The 17,089-nt window shown below is 56.9% G+C and carries 17 protein-coding genes and 1 pseudogene; 7 read left to right on the top strand and 11 right to left on the bottom strand.

Features of this window, described 5'->3' with window-relative positions; translation table 11 throughout:
• Window positions 1-201 precede the first annotated feature (201 nt).
• The 4 genes and pseudogenes from AVO44_RS05990 to AVO44_RS20625 form a co-directional block, all read left to right on the top strand.
• Window positions 202-1,116 (top strand): Mu transposase C-terminal domain-containing protein, encoded by a 915-nt coding sequence (locus AVO44_RS05990; RefSeq protein WP_169794835.1) that lies wholly within the window; start codon window positions 202-204, stop codon window positions 1,114-1,116.
• The gene (locus AVO44_RS05985; RefSeq protein ID WP_233421932.1) at window positions 1,094-1,951 is read left to right on the top strand and encodes a TniB family NTP-binding protein; all 858 of its coding nucleotides are present in this window, start codon (window positions 1,094-1,096) and stop codon (window positions 1,949-1,951) included. Before AVO44_RS05990 ends, AVO44_RS05985 begins: the two co-directional genes overlap by 23 nt.
• Entirely contained in the window at window positions 1,948-2,883 is a 936-nt protein-coding gene (locus AVO44_RS05980; RefSeq protein WP_157769936.1) for a TniQ family protein, read from the top strand. The genes AVO44_RS05985 and AVO44_RS05980 overlap by 4 nt, the downstream gene beginning before the upstream one ends.
• Before the next feature lie 96 nt (window positions 2,884-2,979).
• A pseudogene (locus tag AVO44_RS20625) lies at window positions 2,980-3,099 on the top strand (3-keto-5-aminohexanoate cleavage protein); the annotation flags it as partial.
• Window positions 3,100-3,144: 45 nt separating this feature from the next.
• Here the strand turns inward: AVO44_RS20625 and AVO44_RS05975 are convergent.
• From AVO44_RS05975 to AVO44_RS05935, 9 genes are all read right to left on the bottom strand, one after another.
• A complete protein-coding gene (locus tag AVO44_RS05975) occupies window positions 3,145-4,122 on the bottom strand; it encodes a pirin family protein (RefSeq protein ID WP_068333940.1) in 978 nt (325 codons plus the stop codon).
• A gap of 81 nt (window positions 4,123-4,203) precedes the next feature.
• Window positions 4,204-6,384 (bottom strand): xanthine dehydrogenase family protein molybdopterin-binding subunit, encoded by a 2,181-nt coding sequence (locus AVO44_RS05970; RefSeq protein ID WP_068333937.1) that lies wholly within the window; start codon window positions 6,382-6,384, stop codon window positions 4,204-4,206.
• 1 nt (window position 6,385) lies between these two features.
• Complete coding sequence (locus tag AVO44_RS05965) at window positions 6,386-6,838, bottom strand: (2Fe-2S)-binding protein (RefSeq protein WP_068334083.1); 453 nt, start codon at window positions 6,836-6,838, stop codon at window positions 6,386-6,388.
• 47 nt (window positions 6,839-6,885) lie between these two features.
• On the bottom strand, window positions 6,886-7,764 hold the full coding sequence (locus AVO44_RS05960) for an efflux RND transporter periplasmic adaptor subunit (protein WP_068333934.1): 879 nt from the start codon (window positions 7,762-7,764) through the stop codon (window positions 6,886-6,888).
• A gap of 14 nt (window positions 7,765-7,778) precedes the next feature.
• A complete protein-coding gene (locus AVO44_RS05955) occupies window positions 7,779-9,389 on the bottom strand; it encodes an MFS transporter (RefSeq protein WP_068333931.1) in 1,611 nt (536 codons plus the stop codon).
• On the bottom strand, window positions 9,373-9,681 hold the full coding sequence (locus AVO44_RS05950; protein WP_068333929.1) for a GNAT family N-acetyltransferase: 309 nt from the start codon (window positions 9,679-9,681) through the stop codon (window positions 9,373-9,375). Before AVO44_RS05950 ends, AVO44_RS05955 begins: the two co-directional genes overlap by 17 nt.
• 24 nt (window positions 9,682-9,705) lie before the next feature.
• On the bottom strand, window positions 9,706-11,439 hold the full coding sequence (locus AVO44_RS05945) for an amidohydrolase (protein WP_082677412.1): 1,734 nt from the start codon (window positions 11,437-11,439) through the stop codon (window positions 9,706-9,708).
• A 132-nt stretch (window positions 11,440-11,571) separates the two neighbouring features.
• The gene (locus AVO44_RS05940; RefSeq protein WP_068333923.1) at window positions 11,572-12,276 is read right to left on the bottom strand and encodes a hydrolase; all 705 of its coding nucleotides are present in this window, start codon (window positions 12,274-12,276) and stop codon (window positions 11,572-11,574) included.
• Between the two features lie 30 nt (window positions 12,277-12,306).
• The gene (locus tag AVO44_RS05935) at window positions 12,307-12,561 is read right to left on the bottom strand and encodes a DUF1427 family protein (protein ID WP_068333920.1); all 255 of its coding nucleotides are present in this window, start codon (window positions 12,559-12,561) and stop codon (window positions 12,307-12,309) included.
• A 283-nt stretch (window positions 12,562-12,844) separates the two neighbouring features.
• Here AVO44_RS05935 and AVO44_RS05930 point away from each other — a divergent pair, with 283 nt between their 5' ends.
• On the top strand, window positions 12,845-13,819 hold the full coding sequence (locus AVO44_RS05930; RefSeq protein ID WP_068333917.1) for a LysR family transcriptional regulator: 975 nt from the start codon (window positions 12,845-12,847) through the stop codon (window positions 13,817-13,819).
• Here AVO44_RS05930 and AVO44_RS05925 read toward each other — a convergent pair.
• A complete protein-coding gene (locus tag AVO44_RS05925) occupies window positions 13,781-14,401 on the bottom strand; it encodes an alpha/beta hydrolase (protein WP_068334081.1) in 621 nt (206 codons plus the stop codon). The genes AVO44_RS05930 and AVO44_RS05925 overlap by 39 nt on opposite strands.
• Window positions 14,402-14,415: 14 nt before the next feature.
• Window positions 14,416-15,351 carry a VOC family protein gene (locus AVO44_RS05920; RefSeq protein WP_068333915.1) on the bottom strand — a complete coding sequence of 312 codons (936 nt, stop codon included), beginning with the start codon at window positions 15,349-15,351 and terminating at the stop codon, window positions 14,416-14,418.
• Window positions 15,352-15,464: 113 nt separating this feature from the next.
• Here AVO44_RS05920 and AVO44_RS05915 point away from each other — a divergent pair, with 113 nt between their 5' ends.
• Together AVO44_RS05915 and AVO44_RS05910 are read left to right on the top strand one after the other, a co-directional pair.
• Entirely contained in the window at window positions 15,465-16,376 is a 912-nt protein-coding gene (locus AVO44_RS05915) for a LysR family transcriptional regulator (RefSeq protein WP_068333912.1), read from the top strand.
• A 244-nt stretch (window positions 16,377-16,620) separates the two neighbouring features.
• Window positions 16,621-17,055, top strand: a complete 435-nt coding sequence (locus AVO44_RS05910) for a hypothetical protein (protein WP_068333909.1) — start codon at window positions 16,621-16,623, stop codon at window positions 17,053-17,055.
• Window positions 17,056-17,089 lie beyond the last annotated feature (34 nt).

Here is a 17,089-nt window from a genome sequence, read left to right as displayed (position 1 = left end):
AAGGAAATCATGCTGAAACCTGTTGGAGAACAATGCGCGGATACCTAAAGTCGAAATCTCTATGCTCGTCAATCCAGGCCCAAAGTTTGCGACACATCCGTCTATGTCACTTTCGACGAGCCATCTATCTTGTCGATCGCCCTATGTCTCGATCACTGCGTGCGCCGGAAATCGGTGCACGTCCCTGGAACAATGGAAGAGGTGGTTTGGCCGACGGCCGGAATCCCGAAGGCGATCCACGTCGACAATGCGCAGGAGTTCCACAGCGACGCCTTCAGAATGGCCTGCGAAGATTGGGGCATTGCTGTTGAGTATCGTCCGCTTGGCGGCAAACACTACGGCGGCCATGTCGAACGGCTGATCGGAACAACTATGGGGGCTGTTCATGTGCTGCCCGGGACAACGCAATCTTCAATCGTTGAGAAGGGTGACTATGACAGCGAGAAGCACGCGGCCCTGACGCTGACCGAGTTCGAGGATTGGCTTCATCTGGAAATCTGCCGCTACCACAATACGGTTCACGAAGCTCTTGGACGAACCCCGCTCGCAGCATGGGCTGACATGGGTGGGGATACTGCGGGACGGCAGGTTGTCGATGTCGATGCTTTTAGGACAAGTTTCTTGCCCTTCGAGCGGCGCCAGCTCGGGCGCACCGGAATCACGCTCTTCGGGGTTAATTACTGGAGTGATGTCTTTGCATCGTTGGTCGGACGAGGGCAGGGCAAGGTACAGGTGAAATACGATCCGCGAGACTTATCGCAGGTCTGGGTCGTCACCAGTGATGGCCGCGTGATCCCGGCGCGCTACCGGGATCTCAGCCACCCGCGGATATCGCTTTGGGAAAGTCGGCGGGCGCGGAAAGATTGGCAGGAAAAGCATGGTGGCCGGATCAACGAGCGGGTCCTATTCCAATTAATTGACGCGCAACGGCAGCTGGCTGAGGCGGCGCGCCAAACAACGCGGATTGCCCGGTTAGAAAACGAAAGAGACGCGCGGCTACCCCGGCACCAACCGCGCCGTGATCCGTCGCGCGAAATGTTTGCGATTGATACAGGCAACCCTGATCTGCCTACCTATGAGATTGATGAGTTTAATGACCTCAGAAGAAAGAATTGACCGTATCCGCGGCGACCATTGGGTCGCGTTTGACCGTGCCACCATCGTTCTCAACCGATTGACATCCCTGATGGAAATGCCACAGCAAAGCCGGATGCCCGGGCTGATGGTTTATGGAAGTTCCGGCATCGGAAAGACGATGATCGCCAAGCGGATGGCGAGCAAATATCCAACGCAGTACAACGCTGAACTGGGTGTCACAAAAACACCCATCCTGCTGGTCCAGGCCCCGCCGGCCCCGGACGAACGACGGTTCTATCAGCACATCCTGGCGACAATCGGGGCGCCTATGTGGGGTCGACATACTGTGTCCGAGCTCGAGGTGCGCGCGCTCAGTCATCTTCGGGACATGGACCTTAGGATGCTTATGATCGACGAAGTGCATAACCTGCTTGCTGGCAGCTACCGTGAGCAACGCCGTTTCCTGAACATGCTCCGGTTCCTCGCCAACGATCTCTGCGCCTCGCTCGTCGTCTTCGGTGTGAACGAAGCGCTGGAGGCGGTTCGAGGAGACGATCAATTGGCCCGACGTTTGGACGAACACTACCTGCCGCTTTGGGAAGACGATGTGGAGTTCTCTCGCCTGATCCAGACGTTGATCGCGGCGATGGCACTTGAGCAACGCTCAGGCCTTACGGTGGCGTCGCTTCGGACGATCCTGAAAGTGACCGGCGGCGTCACCTCGCGCGTGTTCATCATGATCAAATCCCTGGCTATCGATGCAATCGAGACCGGAGAAGAGCGGATCACGGACGAAGCGGTTCAAGCCTGGCAACCGGTTTGGACCAAGCATGCCTGGAACATCCCTCGACAGGCCGCGGCTGCATTCGGGTGACCGTCAGACCGCTACCGTTTCGACCGCCACCTTTGCGTGATGAGCTTCTGTCGAGCTGGTTAGGTCGCTTGGCGAAGGCCAATTATTGTTCGGTTGAAGAGCTTTGTGGCTATCTGGGTTTGGGGCAGGGCAGGGTGCCGGAATGTGCAAGCGACCTGCAGACGGCGAACTGGGCCATGCTATGCGGGGCGGTTCAGCGGTCCCCGGATGAAATCGTCAGCATGGCTCTTCCGGATTCAATACATCATGATGTGCAATACGTGTCCCGGCATGACTTCCAGTATTGCCCGGGGTGTGTTGCGAAATCACCCGATTTGGTGCTTCGACATTGGCGCTTGGCATGGTCGATGACCTGCGAAATCTGCGGCCAGGCCTTGGAACCCAAGAATCCAGCCAAAGATGTATCACGCAGACTTCATGCACGCGCTTTGCGCGGCGCGGAAGTTCTGAAGACGGCTGCCGCCATGACCGATCTCGCGCGGTTGAACCGGATCAGTCTGACCCTGCAAGTCATATCGGTGCTGAAGATCGGGCGTCTTTGGTCGCTCACCTCCGGGAACAAGCGCGAAAGGCTAATGGCGCTTGCGGCGGTCGGTATCGGCACGACCCGTCCCTTGTTGGGTGCCGCCATCATACTGCGAGGAAACGACCCGGCGGCCCGGGAGTTGAGCCGCGTATTTCCTGAACATCGTGAGATGATCGAGCGGATCCGTGGATTGTCGCAGGACCTCGGTCGACCGCTTCCTAGATTGGTTGAAACAGTGCATCCAACCGGGCATGAAGCACATGGATTGTGCCGCCCAAGAGTGTCGGAGAGCGCTTTGCAGGCCGCTCGTCAGGCCATCTCAGAGCTCGGGGCAGACGCAAATCGTCAAGCGCTTCTGATGCGCGCCGATACAATCTGGAAGCGCTCAAGTGGGGTCAAGTCATAAGCCACGGAACCTGTGGGTATATTGCAATTAAGGGTACAAAAACGCCCCGGAACGCCGTGAATCCGCAAATTCTGATTAATTAGGGTACAGTGACAGGATCGCAATACGCTTGCACCATCAAATGCAGCCCTTGTAACGCGCACTGCAGAGATCTGTGACCAATACAATCGCCCAGTTGCAACAGCGGCCCAGGCACGAAGTATACTGGGCCTCTAGACGGGGTTTGCGCACCATAAGGAACCCAAAAAACCGGTCAAAAAGTCAGGCCGAAGGCTCGTTATCTCTATTGGGCAAGGTTTGTTCAAGTTCTGGCGTAATCGGGATATGCTCGGCATCGTCACCCGGTGGCAGTTTAAAGGGGCCATTGGCCCAATCCGCCGCCTTCCAAGACTCTTTGGCGTCTTCAATCCTGTCTCGGGACGATGAAACGAAGTTCCACCAGATATAACGCTCCTCGCACAGAGTTGCACCGCCCAGTGCCATGAGACGCGCACCCTTTTCACCAGCCCGAACGCTGATTTTATCACCGGGTCGAAAGACCATCATTTGCCCGGCTTCGAAGACGTCGCCGGCAACCTCAACCGACCCTTCAGTGACGTAGATCCCACGGTCTTCCTGATCGTCCGGCAATGGAAAATGTGCACCCGGCGCAAGAATGACATCGACGTAAAACGTCTCGGACTGCATCGTCACGGGGCTGGATTTGCCATAGGCCGATCCGAGTATGAGCTTTGCTTGAACGCCCGTATCTTGAAGCTCCGGTAGCGCCGCGTTCTTGTGGTGTTCAAAGTCCGGTGCCATGTCTTCGCGGTTTTTTGGCAACGCGATCCAGGTCTGAATACCAAACAACCTATTGCGCTTGGCCCGTGTTTCCGCACTGGTGCGTTCGGAATGCGTGACGCCCTTGCCCGCGACCATCCAGTTCACTTCGCCTGGGTAGATCATCTGATGAGTGCCTAAGCTGTCGCGATGCTCAAACTCGCCATCATACAAATAGGTTACTGTTCCAAGACCGATATGCGGATGTGGGCGAACGTCTATGCCGCCTTCCGTGATAAACTCGGCCGGGCCCATCTGGTCGAAAAATATAAACGGTCCTACCATCTGGCGTTCGGGCGCCGGCAATGCGCGTCGAACTTCAAACCCACCAAGATCACGGGCGCGCGGAATAATCAGAGTTTCAACACTGTCTGCCGAAGCATTTGGGCACTCAGGTTTATGCGTGGGGTTCCAACTCATGCATTGGGTCCTTTGTCTGTAGTTGGGTCTTGGCAAATGCGCCGCCGGTCAAAGGAAATGACCGGCAGCATCCTTTGGCCCTTACGTTTCCAGCGCGGCGGTGACGCGATCAGGTGTAAAGGGCATGTGGCGCAGGCGCTTGCCTTGCGCGGCGTAAAATGCATTTGCAATGGCCGCAGGCACCATCGGAGTGCCAACCTCGCCAACACCAACCGGCGGTGCATTGACCTCTGCGACGTAGATTTCAATTTCCGGCATCTGCGACGCGCGTGTGATCTCATAGTCCCAGAAGTTGCTCTGCACCACCTCGCCGTTTTCGATGTCTATTTTTTCAGAAAGAGCCATCGAGATACCGAACACGATACCACCTTCGATCTGATTGAGTGCGTTGTCCGGCGTGACGATTAGGCCCGCGTCGATCGCGGCCCAGAAGTTGGTGATCCGGATCTCTCCGCTTTCCGCGTCAACTTCGACTTCCGCCACACCTGCGGCCATGGACGAGCTGTAGCCAGCAAAAGAAAGCCCTAAGTTTCGATCACCCCGATTGTGCCAATCGGACATCTCGGCCACCTTCTCAAGCAGGTGTCGCCCACGCGGGTTTTCGGAAACAAGATCTAGCCGGAACTCCAATGGGTCCCTCCCGGCCTGTTCTGCCAGTTCATCCATGAAACACTCTGCCGCAAAGGCCGTGTAGGACGCGCCAATACCGCGATAGGGCGCAAGGCGGGCATGCCGGTCCATGATCAGATGATCGGCGCGGAAATCCTTGATCCCATAGAACTTGCTCTCCGCACCCCGCATTGAAATCACATCGTTCGGGTTCACCGCGTCCCAACGCAGCGGGTTGAAAAAACCAATGACCGTTGGTGTCGCGACCTTGTGGTACCACCCATCGAGCTTTCCGTCCGCTGTCAGACCGGCCTCAAGTTTTTGGGCCGCAGCGGGGCGGAAGGTGCCCTGCTTCACGTCGTCTTCACGCGGCCAGATCACTTTGACAGGACGTCCAACGGCTTTCGAACACAGCACCGCATCGCGCACATAGTTCTGCATCAGGGCTGTGCGTCGACCAAAGCCTCCGCCCATTGTCATCATGTTCAGACGAACGTTTTCGACGGGGATGCCCAGTACCTCGGAAACGGTGCGCGCAGTCCACGACTGCGTTTGCGTGCCCGCCCAAACTTCAGCACCTTGCCCGTCCGCATCGACATCAGCGACGGCCGCCATCGGCTCAATCTGAGCATGGTAGGCATAGTCCGAAAGATAGACCTGCGAAAACTGACGGTCAGCGTTGCCAATGGCTGCAGGGGCGTCGCCTTTCTCGGCCCAGGTTGCACCCGACGCGTCAGGAGAGCTGACAGCGGCGGCGTATTCGGCCAGCGTCTGCTCGCTGTTTGACGTCCGGAAGGGTGAGGTGGTGGACCATTCAACCTCAAGCAAACCCCGTGCGCCCAAGGCAGACCACAAGCTTTCCGCGACGACGGCGACACCGTCCGGTACGGTCACGATGTCGATGACGCCCGGTACCTCGCGTGCGGCAACGTCGTTGATGGAAAGCGGTACCTCTTCCTCGACTGGTGCGCGCAGAACAGCAGCATAGGCCATATTGGGCACATCCACATCTATCGCGTATTCAGCCTGACCTGTGCTTTTGGCCGGAACGTCGCGACGCGGCAGATCTTGCCCGATGATCCGAAACGCGGATGAGTCTTTCAGCGGCACGGTTTCAACGTCTGGCACCGTCACATCTGTCAAACCGAGCGCCGCCAGTTCACCATAGCTGCCCTGTTGGCCATCAGGCCCTAAAACAACACTGGGTTCGGTCCTGAGGCTTGCTTTGTCCACACCCCATTCGCGCGCTGCGATTTGCAGCAACACGTCGCGCGCCTGCGCGCCTGCCTTGCGCATCGGGTCGAAATAGAACTGCGTTCCGGTGCTGCCAGCCGTATACAAAACACCGCCAAACAGCTTGTTTCCATAGCGCCGATCATCCGCATTCAACTGTTCGATTTCTACGTCATTCCAAGCAGCGTCCAGTTCCTCGGCCAGAATCTGCGGCAACGTAGAATAGCTGCTTTGGCCCATCTCTGTGGACGGATGGACGATTTGAACGGTGCCATCAGCCCGGATCGTCAACCAGTGATTGACATCCAGTGTGCCGGCCGCTGCTTCGGACCGGACGGATGAGATGCCACCCGAACCGATGAAAAATGTCAGTCCAGCAGCGCCTTGCAGAAACCCGCGGCGGTTCATGGTCATTGTCATCTCAAACCTCCTTGGCTGCGCGTTCGATGGCTTTGAAAATTCGGTTATACGTTCCGCAGCGACAAAGGTTCGAGCTCATCTCATCGACGATTTCTTCGCGCGTCGGGGATGGATTGTCCGCCAGAAGTGCCGCCGCGCGCATGATCTGACCTGACTGGCAATAGCCGCATTGTGCAACCTGCTCTTCGATCCAGGCCCTCTGAACAGGATGCGAGCCGTCTTCGGATAATCCTTCGATCGTCGTGACTTGCGCATACTCCACGTCGCTGACCGACATCTGACATGCAAAGCTCGCCACACCATCCACATGCACCGTGCAGGCCCCACACATGGCAGCACCGCATCCGTATTTCGTACCCTTGAGTTTGAGCGAATCTCGAAGGACCAGCAGCAGCATTTCGTCAGGGGGGTTATCAACCTCTACGGGTCGGCCGTTCAATTCGAATTTGATCATTTGGAACCGTCCTTGTGATGCCTGATGTTGATGGGTTGTTTTGAGTTTCATTTCCGAATGGAGTGATCTTTTTCGGCGGTGCCCGGGGTCAGTATGGGCGTGACGACGACCTTCATTCCTGGCCTTAACGTATGATCGGGGTTTTTCAGATCTGCCCAGACACGAATTTTGCCATTTTGTTCGTCGAACCAAACCGCCGATCCTGTGAGTGGTATTGAATCCCGTAGAACCTGACCGGTCTCAGTTTGAACTCTAAATGCGCTGGCTTCTGATGACGCATCTGAGCGCGAATTGTCCCCGTTCATCCCGGAAATCCACTGGGTGTACGGAATTTCGAAAACAACGCGCAGGCGATTCAGATTTACGATTTGAAACAAAGGCGGGTCACCCGAGTTGAACTCAACCAGGGAACCCGGTCCAACACGCGGGTCTTCAACATGCCCCGAGATCGGCGCACGTATGAGCGTGTCTTCGTAGTTTGTTTGCGCGATTTCCAGCGCTGTCTCGGCCAAAGACCTGTCAGCCTCAGTCAGTGTCAGATTGGTTTCAGCCTCGAAGAGAGCGACTTCGGTCGCCGTGCCTCGCGTAGAGAGTTGCGCGGCGCGTTCCAGTCTATCGCGGGCTTGAAGCAAAATAGCGCTGGCTTTGGCCAGTTCGGCTTTGGCGCTATCGATGGCCAGTTTTTCCAGATCGTTTCGGAGCCGCAGCAATGGTGTGCCCGCTTCGACATAGTCGCCTTGCTCGACCAGCACTTCTTCGACAATGCCTTCTGCCCGACTGTAAACGTCAGACCTTTCGACCGCTTCGATACGGCCTTCAAACTCTGTACCTCCAGCGAATGCGGGATCAGACGCGTGAAACCCGAACAGAGTTGCAAAGACCGCGACCAACAGAAGGCGCCATTTGGTGACCAATGTCGATAGCATCTCAAGCACCCTCATCACGGCGCGATCAAATGGCGAACGACGGGGCCGCTTTCGCGGGTATCGAAAGCTGCAACAGCCTGTTGAAGATCCTGATCCTGGTGTGACACACGCTCATGCTGGGCCAGATGTTCTTCCCAAGATGAGACCATGAAGGCCTCGACCCATAGCTCAGGCTCTTCTGCACTTTGGAAAACGCGCCAATCATAAGCTCCGTCGCGCCAGCGCTCGCCGGACCATTCCTGAATGGCGGACAGGAACGCAGCTTCATCCTCGGGTCGAATGCGATACTCGACTTCGACCATAACAGGACCGCGGGATGCCAATCCGTCCTCTTCAAGGGCAACTTGCGGCGCTGGCCAATGCATAGAGGGTGTCAGGTCCAGATCTTCGCCCTGACCAAGCTGGAATTTGCGCGTCAGGATCAAGCCGACGATCAGGCCGCCTGCTGCGATCAGCAAGGTGATCGAAACAGATGTTACCGTGGCCACCTGACCCCAGAATGCTGATCCAAACGCCATTGACCCGAAGAAGACCATCAGATTTACGGCCAGTCCTCGGGCCCTGACCCAATTTGGCAGTGCGGTTTGCGCCGACACATTGAACGTGGTGAGAACGGCAATCCAGCTAAAGCCACCTAACAGTGCGGCGATATAGGCCAGAGGAGGCGTTGCCGCCGTTGCAAGAATTGCCATGGCAACGGCAGTGCCGATGGTGCCGCCTGCAGCTGTCGTGCTCGCATCAAGCTTCGCGCGGAACTGCGGAAGTGTCAAAGCACCCGCAACAGCCCCGGCACCGATCAAAGTCAGCAACAAACCATACAGCGTCGCCCCGCCACCTTCGATTGTCCGGACGACCAGTGGCAACAGAGCCCAATAGGCAGAAGCAAAGATGAAGAAGGCAAAAGATCGGATCAACGTGGCCTTGAGCGGGCCGTTATGTGCAACATGCCGCATGCCGGTCATCATCGCGTTAAAAACAGGCTGAGATGTCTTCGATACACCGCCTTCGTGTTTCCAAAACAACAGAGCGCCAATGATCACGAGATAACTGACCGCATTGACCGCAAAAGGGGCCGCCAAGCTGACCGATGCAATCAAAACGCCCGCCAAGGCAGGGCCGATCGCGCGACTGATGTTGATGCCCATTGAATTCAGCGCGATGGCTGGCTGCAACGCGTCACGCGGCACAAGAGTTGGCACGATCGCTTGCCAGGCCGGAGCCATGAAGGCGGTGCCAGTTCCGATGGCCAATGTGAACAGGATCAGGAGCGTCGGTGTTACCAATTCGAGCTGAACAAGCACGGTCAGCACCGACACAAGCACCAGAAGCACAACATTCACTGTGATCAACAACTTACGCTTATCCAACCGGTCCGCCAGCGTACCGGCGTATAAAGCGAAGATGAACACTGGCAGGGTTGTCGCCGCCTGCACGAGAGAGACCACCGCCGGAGATGAGTTGAGCGTCGTCATCAACCACCCCGCGCCCACATCGTGCATCCACGTGCCGACGTTGGAGATCAGGGTCGCGACCCAAAGAAGCGCAAAGGCCCGATGTTTGAACGGGGCCCAGGCCGAGTTTGATGCCGCGGGTGCAGGTTTTGCGATGCTACCACTGGATGACATCTGCCAACTCCTCGCGATTTTTTTCAGCGTAGGACCGCACAAATGGGCAAAGCGGCACTATGCGCAGCCCTTTGTCGCGCGCATCCGCTACAAGCTGTGCAGCCAAGGCCCGCGCCAAGCCGCGTCCGCGCAACTCATCCGGGACAAACGTGTGGTCGGCGATAACGAGGGTGGGCGTGACTTTCGACAGCGTCAGTTCGGCCTCGCTCACGATCCCGGACACCGAAGCGCCGTATCGTGCTTTTGTGTCGCTTTCGCTGTAGGTGATTTTTAGCTTTTGGTCGTCCAACATGGGAAATCTCCTGAGGTCTGTCCGCTATTCCGCGGCAAGGCTGCCTTGGCGTTGCGCCGTAGCGCCGGGGGCACCGAAAATAGGGACAGGTGACCATTCGGGAAGCTCCGGCAGTGGGGCCGGTGCATGCGCCGCAAAACGGGCCTTGGCGTGCACGATCTTGCCGCCTGTCAGTGTCAGGTCGGCTTCGATCTCGGTGATCTCGTCCTCGGCGATCGAGAAATAATCCCGGTCGAGCACGGCGATATCCGCCCATTGCCCCGCCTTGATCTGACCTTTCTTACCCGCTTCCCGGCTGAACCAAGCGCCAGCGGCGGTCCAATGACGCAGCGCGTCGTGCCGATCCAAACGGTTCGCTGCACTCCAGATTACATCACCACCACGGCCCTTGCCCGATACCGCCCAATGAATGGCAAGCCACGGATTGTATGAGGATACTCGCGTCGCATCCGTACCAGCGGCCAGCGGCACGCCCGACGCCATCATCTTTTTGACGGGCATAACCTCGCGCAGGGCGTCTTCGCCGTAGCGATCACGATAGGCTGTGGTCTGAAAGGCAATACGGTTTTGGTAGCTGATGCCGCCACCCAAACGGGCAACCCACTCCATGGTGGATTCCGAGATCGTCTCGCCATGGTCGAAGATCCAGTTCAGCTCTTCCAGCCCTTTGTCACGGCCGACCTCTTCAATAAGGCTTAGCAACCGGTGGGCGCTTTCCTCGTAGGTACAATGGAAGCGGATCGGCCAGCGGTTTTCGAACAGAAATTCAAGAACCGGCCTGAGGTCTCCTTCCATTCGCTTGGGCAGATCGGGGCGGGGGTAGCTGAAGTCTTCGAAATCATAGGCCGACGCGACCAGCATCTCGCCCGCACCCACGCATTTCAGGTAGTTGTTGCCTTCGTCTGGCTTTACGATGTCATTCCAGCGTTTGAAATCGTCCAGCTCAAACATCGGACGCTGCGCAAAAAGCTGATAGCCGATGCGCACGGTTTGCTCGCCGCGTTTGTTCAACTCGGTGATGACGCCGTAATCATCTGGATAGTTCAGGAACCCACCCGCGCAATCCAAAGCCGAGGTCAATCCAAGACCATTCAGCGCCTTGAAATAGTGCTTGGTCGAGGTGACCTGCTGTTCGAAATCCAGCTTGGGGGCCATATCCAACAACGCGTAAAGCGGTTGCGCGTTGGGGCGCGCCATCGCGAGGCCTGTCGGGTTGCCCTGATCGTCCCGCTCCAGACGCCCTGAGACAAAGGGCTCGTAGAAGTGTTTGTCGATGCCGATTGCACGCAGGGCGGCTTTGTTCAGCCACGCCCGATCATAGAGATGCAACACGTAGACAGGCACATCCGGCGCGACCGCATTGATCTCATCAATCGTCGGCAACCGCTTTTCGGCGAATTGATCAACGGACCAACCACCAACCACGCGGATCCATTGCCCGGCAGGAGTACGCTCTGCCTGCGCCTTCAGCATACGCAGACCGTCAGCAAGCGAGGGAACGTGGTCCCAACGCAGCTCCATCGCGAAGTTGTTGCCTTGTCGGATGATGTGCGTATGACTGTCGATCAGACCGGGAATTACACGCTGGCCGCCCAGATCAATGGTCTCGGTTTCGGGTCCCGCAAATCCAAGCATGTCCTTGTCTGTTCCAACGGCGGTGATCCGATCCCCTGAAACGGCCACAGCGGTTGCTTCGGGCCTGTCAGGATCCATCGTCGTAATCTTGCCGTTGAAGAGTATCTTGTCTGGGGCGGCCATGGTGCGCATCCTTTGGCAAAGCGGGGGTGGTCGGTGCCCACCGGAGGGGCACAGATTGAGAGAGGTTTGGAAAGTCTCCCGCTCGGTTTCATGGGGAGGGATGAAGGGACCGAGCGGGCGTGGCGCGGCAGACTACTCTGCGGCGACTTTTCCGGCGGGCACCGCTTCCAGCGTAGGGCCAGAGTGGCGGCTGCGCGATGGCGCCTTGTGAACCATCGTGTAAGCGTAATCGACGCCCATGCCGTAAGCGCCGGAGTGTTCACGCACCAAGTCCATGACAGCATCGTAGGTGTCGCGCCGTGCCCAATCCCGCTGCCATTCCAGAAGAACCTGCTGCCAGGTCACGGGGATGACTCCGGCCTGAACCATCCGGTCCATCGCGTATTTGTGGGCATCAACCGACGTACCGCCCGACGCGTCAGCAACCATGTAAATTTCGTAGTCCGTGTCGGCCATGCAGCTCAGCGCAAAGGTGATATTACAGACTTCGGTCCAAAGACCCGAGACAACGATTTTCTTGCGACCTTCCGCAGCTCCTCGTGCCAGTGCATCCCGGACTTTCTGGTCGTCCCAGGAGTTCATGGAAGTACGTTCCAGCAAAGGCGCCTGAGGATTAACGTCCAAGAGTTCAGGATAGGTGTGCCCGGAAAAACTGTCCGTTTCGACCGTGGTGATGATAGTGGGCACGTCAAAGATCTTGGCGGCTTTGGCCAAGGCAACGGTGTTGTTCTTCAGTGTCTGACGATCAATCGACTGCACGCCGAATGCCATCTGTGGCTGATGATCGATGAAGATGATCTGGCTGTTCTCAGGTGTAAGGACTTCAAGTTTGGACATTTTTCATTCCTTTGTTGAGGTTAGATGGGGCTAAAGGGTTTTGGGTTTGGTTGGTTGGCTCGTCTCTTCCGCCTGCGTTACGGCGAAAGACTTAAGATGCAGGGCCTGTGACACAGCGTCGGAATGACCCCGGATCCATTGCACCGCAGCTTCTCCGGCGAGCATGCCCAAGAGGCCCAAAAGCGCGATGATTGGTGGGGCGGGACTGCGGACTGCGATCAGGCCATAGATGACCCCAATCCCGAGGCCCGCTGCGAGCGATATGAGATATGGTTGCCAAGTCACGTCGGGTCTCCTTGCAATTCTGGTTCGATTGAAATGACAGCAGGGCCTTCTGAGCGAGCGACGCCGACATGGGTTCGGTGCTGACACCAACGGCGTGAGGCTGCGTGGCGCCCATACACCCGTCCGTTTTGCGTGCGTCCCCGCGATGCTTTTTCGTGGATCTTGATCATTTCACTCAGTTCCAAGTTCTGTTGTTCATTGATGTGGGGTGTAGTTTGAACTCGACAAAGCAGAAGTTCTGCGGGTATGCATTAGTTAGGCTAAACTGTTTTTCTGTCTTGCCATGCCGCTGTCCCGATTGCCTTCCTTGTTAAGTTTGCGCGCCTTTGAGGCCGCCGCGCGGCGTGGCTCGATCAAGGAAGCGGCCTATGAGCTTTCGGTGACGCCGGGTGCGGTTAGCCAGCAGATCAAGGCGCTGGAGGCTGACCTTGGGGTGGCTTTGTTCGTTCGAAAGACCCGCGCGATCCATTTGACACCCGAAGGGCAGCGCTTGCAGCCAACGATCAGCGAAGCGTTCTTGCAAATCCGTCAGGTGGTCGATGAAGTACGGCCCAAGAAGACGCCCAAACTGCGCATCAGTTCCAGCAATGCGCTGATCAGCAAGTGGCTTTTGCCAAGGCTGCATAAGTTCACCAAAGACCACCCCGATGTTCAGGTCCATATTGAGTCCGAAAACCCTTCTGACCACAAAACCCACGCGACCGCAGATATCGAAATTCGATACAACAGCGAACCACCTGAGGACCGTTATACGGAGTTGCTTCACCGGGAGTTGATGCTGGTGGTCGCCAGCCCAGGCGTGCTGGATACGTTCGACATAAAGTCCCCTGCCGACATCAAGGCCGCGCAAGTTCTTTACGATACAACGCCGATGCTGGACGGGTCGGTTCCCAGTTGGGTTCTTTGGAGCCAACACGCCGGGCTTCCGAATGTAGTTGATCCTTCGAAAGCCATGCGGTTCGAAAGACCTCCGGGCGGTCAGATTGTGGACGCCGCGATCGCAGGCGCGGGTGTCGCGCTCTGCGGGTCGCTGCTGGTCTATTCCGCGCTTTCGGACGGACGGCTTGTTTGCCCATTCGGTCCGGTGGTGGAAACCGGGTTCAGCTATTTCATATGTTGCCACCCGGGCCGGGAACGTGAAGAGCATATTCGTGAGTTCATGTCCTGGGCGCGCAAAGAAGCCGCCGTCTTGTCTACGTTGAATGCAATGCGTGAACCTTCACCCGGCGCCGACATCCCCGTTGAAGTGGGAGGCTAGCGCCGTCAGTTCAGAGTTTCGCAGCTCGTGTCCGCCTTCATGGACGTCCGAAGTGACCTCAGCACCATGATCAGACAGCCAACTGACAAGGCGTTCCGTCATTGGCCATGGCGTGATTGGGTCGCGTCGTCCGGCGGTCACCAGAACTTTCCGCCCCACAAGCTGAGGATGTGCGTTCGGCTCCCACGTGACCATCGGATGCAAAAGGCCGACCCGCTCAAACAGGTCCGGGCGTTTGAGAAAGACCGCCGCCAGGATGTTTGCCCCGTTCGAATAGCCGAAGCCATAAAGCGGATGACCGGGATGCGATGCGCGATGGGCTTCGATGAACGCAATCATCTTGTCCGTCGCACGGGCAAGGTCCTCCATGTCATACACACCCTCGGCAGTGCGGCGAAAGAACCGCGCAGCCCCCATCTCAGAGACATCGCCGCGTGGTGATACGATCCCGGCGCCAGCGACAAGAGTGCCGGCCAATTCAACAAGCTGGTGCTCATCCCCTCCGGTGCCATGAAAGGCAAAGACAAGCGGACGGGCGGGTTGCGGCGCATGCACAAGCGCCTGATAGAGATCTTTGGACATTTCAACCTCTGAAATCATGATGCAAGTGTGGGCAGGAGACTTTCGATCTTGCTGCGATGTGGCTCGTAGCGGGTAGGCAACTTAAGCGCCTCACCCAGATGGGCCGTGTCTTCATCGCGGTCAAAACCGGGCTCGTTCGTAGCGATCTCAAACAGCACACCACCCGGCGTGCGGAAATAGATCGCCCAGAAATAGTCTCGGTCGATAACCGGCGTGACCTGATAGCCTGTATCCAGCAAAGCTTGCCGAACACGCAGTTGCGCGGCGCGGTCCTCGACGGCAAAAGCGATATGATGAACGGACCCAGCGCCCTGACCAGCGGTCGGGGTGCTTGACGATAGCTGCTGCAGATCGATCGTGTCTGCAGCGTTGCCCCCTTCGATCACATAGCGAGTGACGTCACCTTCCGTTTCAGCCTTCTGGTATCCCATGAAGGTCAGCAGTTCACCCGTCGCATCGACATCCTTCAGAGAGAACCGAGCGCCCCGGAACCCAAGAATCGCGGCCTCATCGGGAACACCGCCCTGAGTCCAGGCTGTCCGGCCTCGCGCATCAGACTCGACCAATGCAAAGCTATCGCCATCGGGGCCGTCAAAAGACAGACGCTTTTCTCCGAAGACCGTGCCATCGGCCAGCCCAGTCACGCCCTCAGATGCAAGACGTTGTTTCCAGAATTCGACACCGCCTGTAGGGATGGCAAACTCGGTCACACCTACCTCGCCGGCGCCTCTGCGTCCTTTTGGCATCTGACCAAAAGGAAAATAGGTCATAACCGAACCCGGCGTTCCAACCTCATCCCCGTAGTAGAGGTGATACACCTCAGGCGCATCGAAATTGACCGTCTTTTTCACCCGGCGCATGCCAAGGGTGTTGGTGAAAAAAGCGTTGTTGGTGCTGGCATCTGCAGCCATCGAAGTGACGTGGTGCAGCCCTTTGATATCTTTGATCATGTTCCGCTCCCGGGCGAGTGTTCAACTTGCATCAAAGATGGCGCATCAATTATTAAAGTGAATAGACAACTATGTGGCTTTATTATTGTCAAAAACGGAATTATTAAACTGAGATGATCGAGCTTAAGCCCATCCGCGTCCTGCGAGCCGTATCAGACCTGAAAAGCTTTTCACTGGCAGCGCGCGAACTGGGCATCGCGCCGGCATCAGCAACGCGCATCATAGCGCAGCTTGAGAGAGACCTGGGCACACAGCTTTTGGTGCGCACGACAAGGCAAGTTTCACTAACCAGCGCCGGAGCAACTGTGCTTGCGCAGTACAGACCGCTATTGGAGAGGTTTGAGGAGGTCACACGAAGTCTTCAACGGGCCAATCAACCTGACAAAGGCCATCTGCGACTGACCGCGCCGGTATCACTGGGCGTCACGTTGCTACCGCAAGTGATCTCCGGGTTTCGTCTTGCCTATCCGAACATTTCAGTCGAGATCAACTTCACCGATACTCTACTCGATGTGATCGAGGAAAATTGCGACCTTGCTGTACGCGTATCCGGACCGCCGACCGATAAATCGACAATTTGGCGCAAATTATGCGAAGTTCCGCGGCATATGATTGCTGCGCCGTCTCTGTTTGAACGCATACCCCGGCCTGATCATCCGCGCGATCTGAACCCAGACTTTCTAATGTCATACAGCGCACAAGGCGGCTCTGAAACATGGGATTTCTCTCATGCAGTTAGCAACGTTTCAGTTCAAGCTGGCCGAAACATAGTCTCCAACAATGGAGACTTCCTCTACGCTCTTGCGGTCGCGGGAGACGGCATATGTGTTCTACCGGATTTCATTACTGACAAGGGGTTGGCTAGCGGGCAAGTCGAGCAGGTGATGCCAAATTGGTCTATCACGTCGTTGTGGCTTACGCTGTACTACCCCCCATACGAACAACTCCCACCAGTCGTTGGAACGTTTGCAAAGTACTTTGAGGCGTTTGTGCAAAACCACCCGAACCTGGAGACCAACACCTGAGCCAATTTCGAGTTTGCGAGCTTGACAGTTGGCCAACGGTGATAACCTAGGGACCCTTTGCTGTCGACGATGTGACATCCGGCAGGTGCACAAATCTGAAAATGCGTGTTTGAAATCTGGAAGACGTAGGCCATGCCTGCAACGTACAATCGTTTGATCCCAACACGGTTCACGTTGTTCAGATGAAGCTCTTCTTTATCCCATTTCGCCGTTTTCGCCGCGCTCAACTGCGCTCGGTGTTGTTATGATTGTAGACGGCCTTCTGATCGGCAGTTTGAAACGGCTTCTCGCGGATCACGTTGCCTTGGAACACATGGCGCGAACATTTCTTTGGCGCAGACCGGACGTCCCGTTTCGTGAGTTGGTGCAGGCAGATTTTTTTCGTCTGGCGGAAATGACGGACGACATCGGGTGCACGATTGTCTCGGAAGAGGGATGCCCGCCGATACTTCTGTCCGAACTTGCAACCCTCGCGTCGGAGATTGATCTGGCTAAGGACATGGCGCCCGTGGCCGCACTTGCGCAAGGACACTGCCTCATTCTCGATGACATTGATCTTTTGCGCAAAGTCTCCGCGGTTGGGCATTCCGAGAGAGCCGAGCAATTGTTGAACTCACTATGGGTTGAGCATGAGGCGCTCCGCGCGGCCTATGCCGGGCATGAAGATCGAGCCCATTGAGCCCACTGGTCTGCAAACGCTTATGTCAGGACAG

Source organism: Ruegeria profundi (genome assembly GCF_001507545.1).
Classification (GTDB): Bacteria; Pseudomonadota; Alphaproteobacteria; order Rhodobacterales; family Rhodobacteraceae; genus Ruegeria; species Ruegeria profundi.
This window is presented reverse-complemented; position numbering and strand designations above follow the sequence as displayed.

Excerpts from the sequence above, each read along its gene's own strand:
- AVO44_RS05985 (WP_233421932.1), top strand. The coding sequence starts at position 1,094 with ATGACCTCAGAAGAAAGAATTGACCGTATCCGCGGCGACCATTGGGTC.
- AVO44_RS05975 (WP_068333940.1), bottom strand. The coding sequence starts at position 4,122 with ATGAGTTGGAACCCCACGCATAAACCTGAGTGCCCAAATGCTTCGGCA.
- AVO44_RS05970 (WP_068333937.1), bottom strand. The coding sequence starts at position 6,384 with ATGACAATGACCATGAACCGCCGCGGGTTTCTGCAAGGCGCTGCTGGA.
- AVO44_RS05965 (WP_068334083.1), bottom strand. The coding sequence starts at position 6,838 with ATGATCAAATTCGAATTGAACGGCCGACCCGTAGAGGTTGATAACCCC.
- AVO44_RS05960 (WP_068333934.1), bottom strand. The coding sequence starts at position 7,764 with ATGCTATCGACATTGGTCACCAAATGGCGCCTTCTGTTGGTCGCGGTC.
- AVO44_RS05955 (WP_068333931.1), bottom strand. The coding sequence starts at position 9,389 with ATGTCATCCAGTGGTAGCATCGCAAAACCTGCACCCGCGGCATCAAAC.
- AVO44_RS05950 (WP_068333929.1), bottom strand. The coding sequence starts at position 9,681 with ATGTTGGACGACCAAAAGCTAAAAATCACCTACAGCGAAAGCGACACA.
- AVO44_RS05945 (WP_082677412.1), bottom strand. The coding sequence starts at position 11,439 with ATGGCCGCCCCAGACAAGATACTCTTCAACGGCAAGATTACGACGATG.
- AVO44_RS05940 (WP_068333923.1), bottom strand. The coding sequence starts at position 12,276 with ATGTCCAAACTTGAAGTCCTTACACCTGAGAACAGCCAGATCATCTTC.
- AVO44_RS05930 (WP_068333917.1), top strand. The coding sequence starts at position 12,845 with ATGCCGCTGTCCCGATTGCCTTCCTTGTTAAGTTTGCGCGCCTTTGAG.
- AVO44_RS05925 (WP_068334081.1), bottom strand. The coding sequence starts at position 14,401 with ATGTCCAAAGATCTCTATCAGGCGCTTGTGCATGCGCCGCAACCCGCC.
- AVO44_RS05920 (WP_068333915.1), bottom strand. The coding sequence starts at position 15,351 with ATGATCAAAGATATCAAAGGGCTGCACCACGTCACTTCGATGGCTGCA.
- AVO44_RS05915 (WP_068333912.1), top strand. The coding sequence starts at position 15,465 with ATGATCGAGCTTAAGCCCATCCGCGTCCTGCGAGCCGTATCAGACCTG.
- AVO44_RS05910 (WP_068333909.1), top strand. The coding sequence starts at position 16,621 with ATGATTGTAGACGGCCTTCTGATCGGCAGTTTGAAACGGCTTCTCGCG.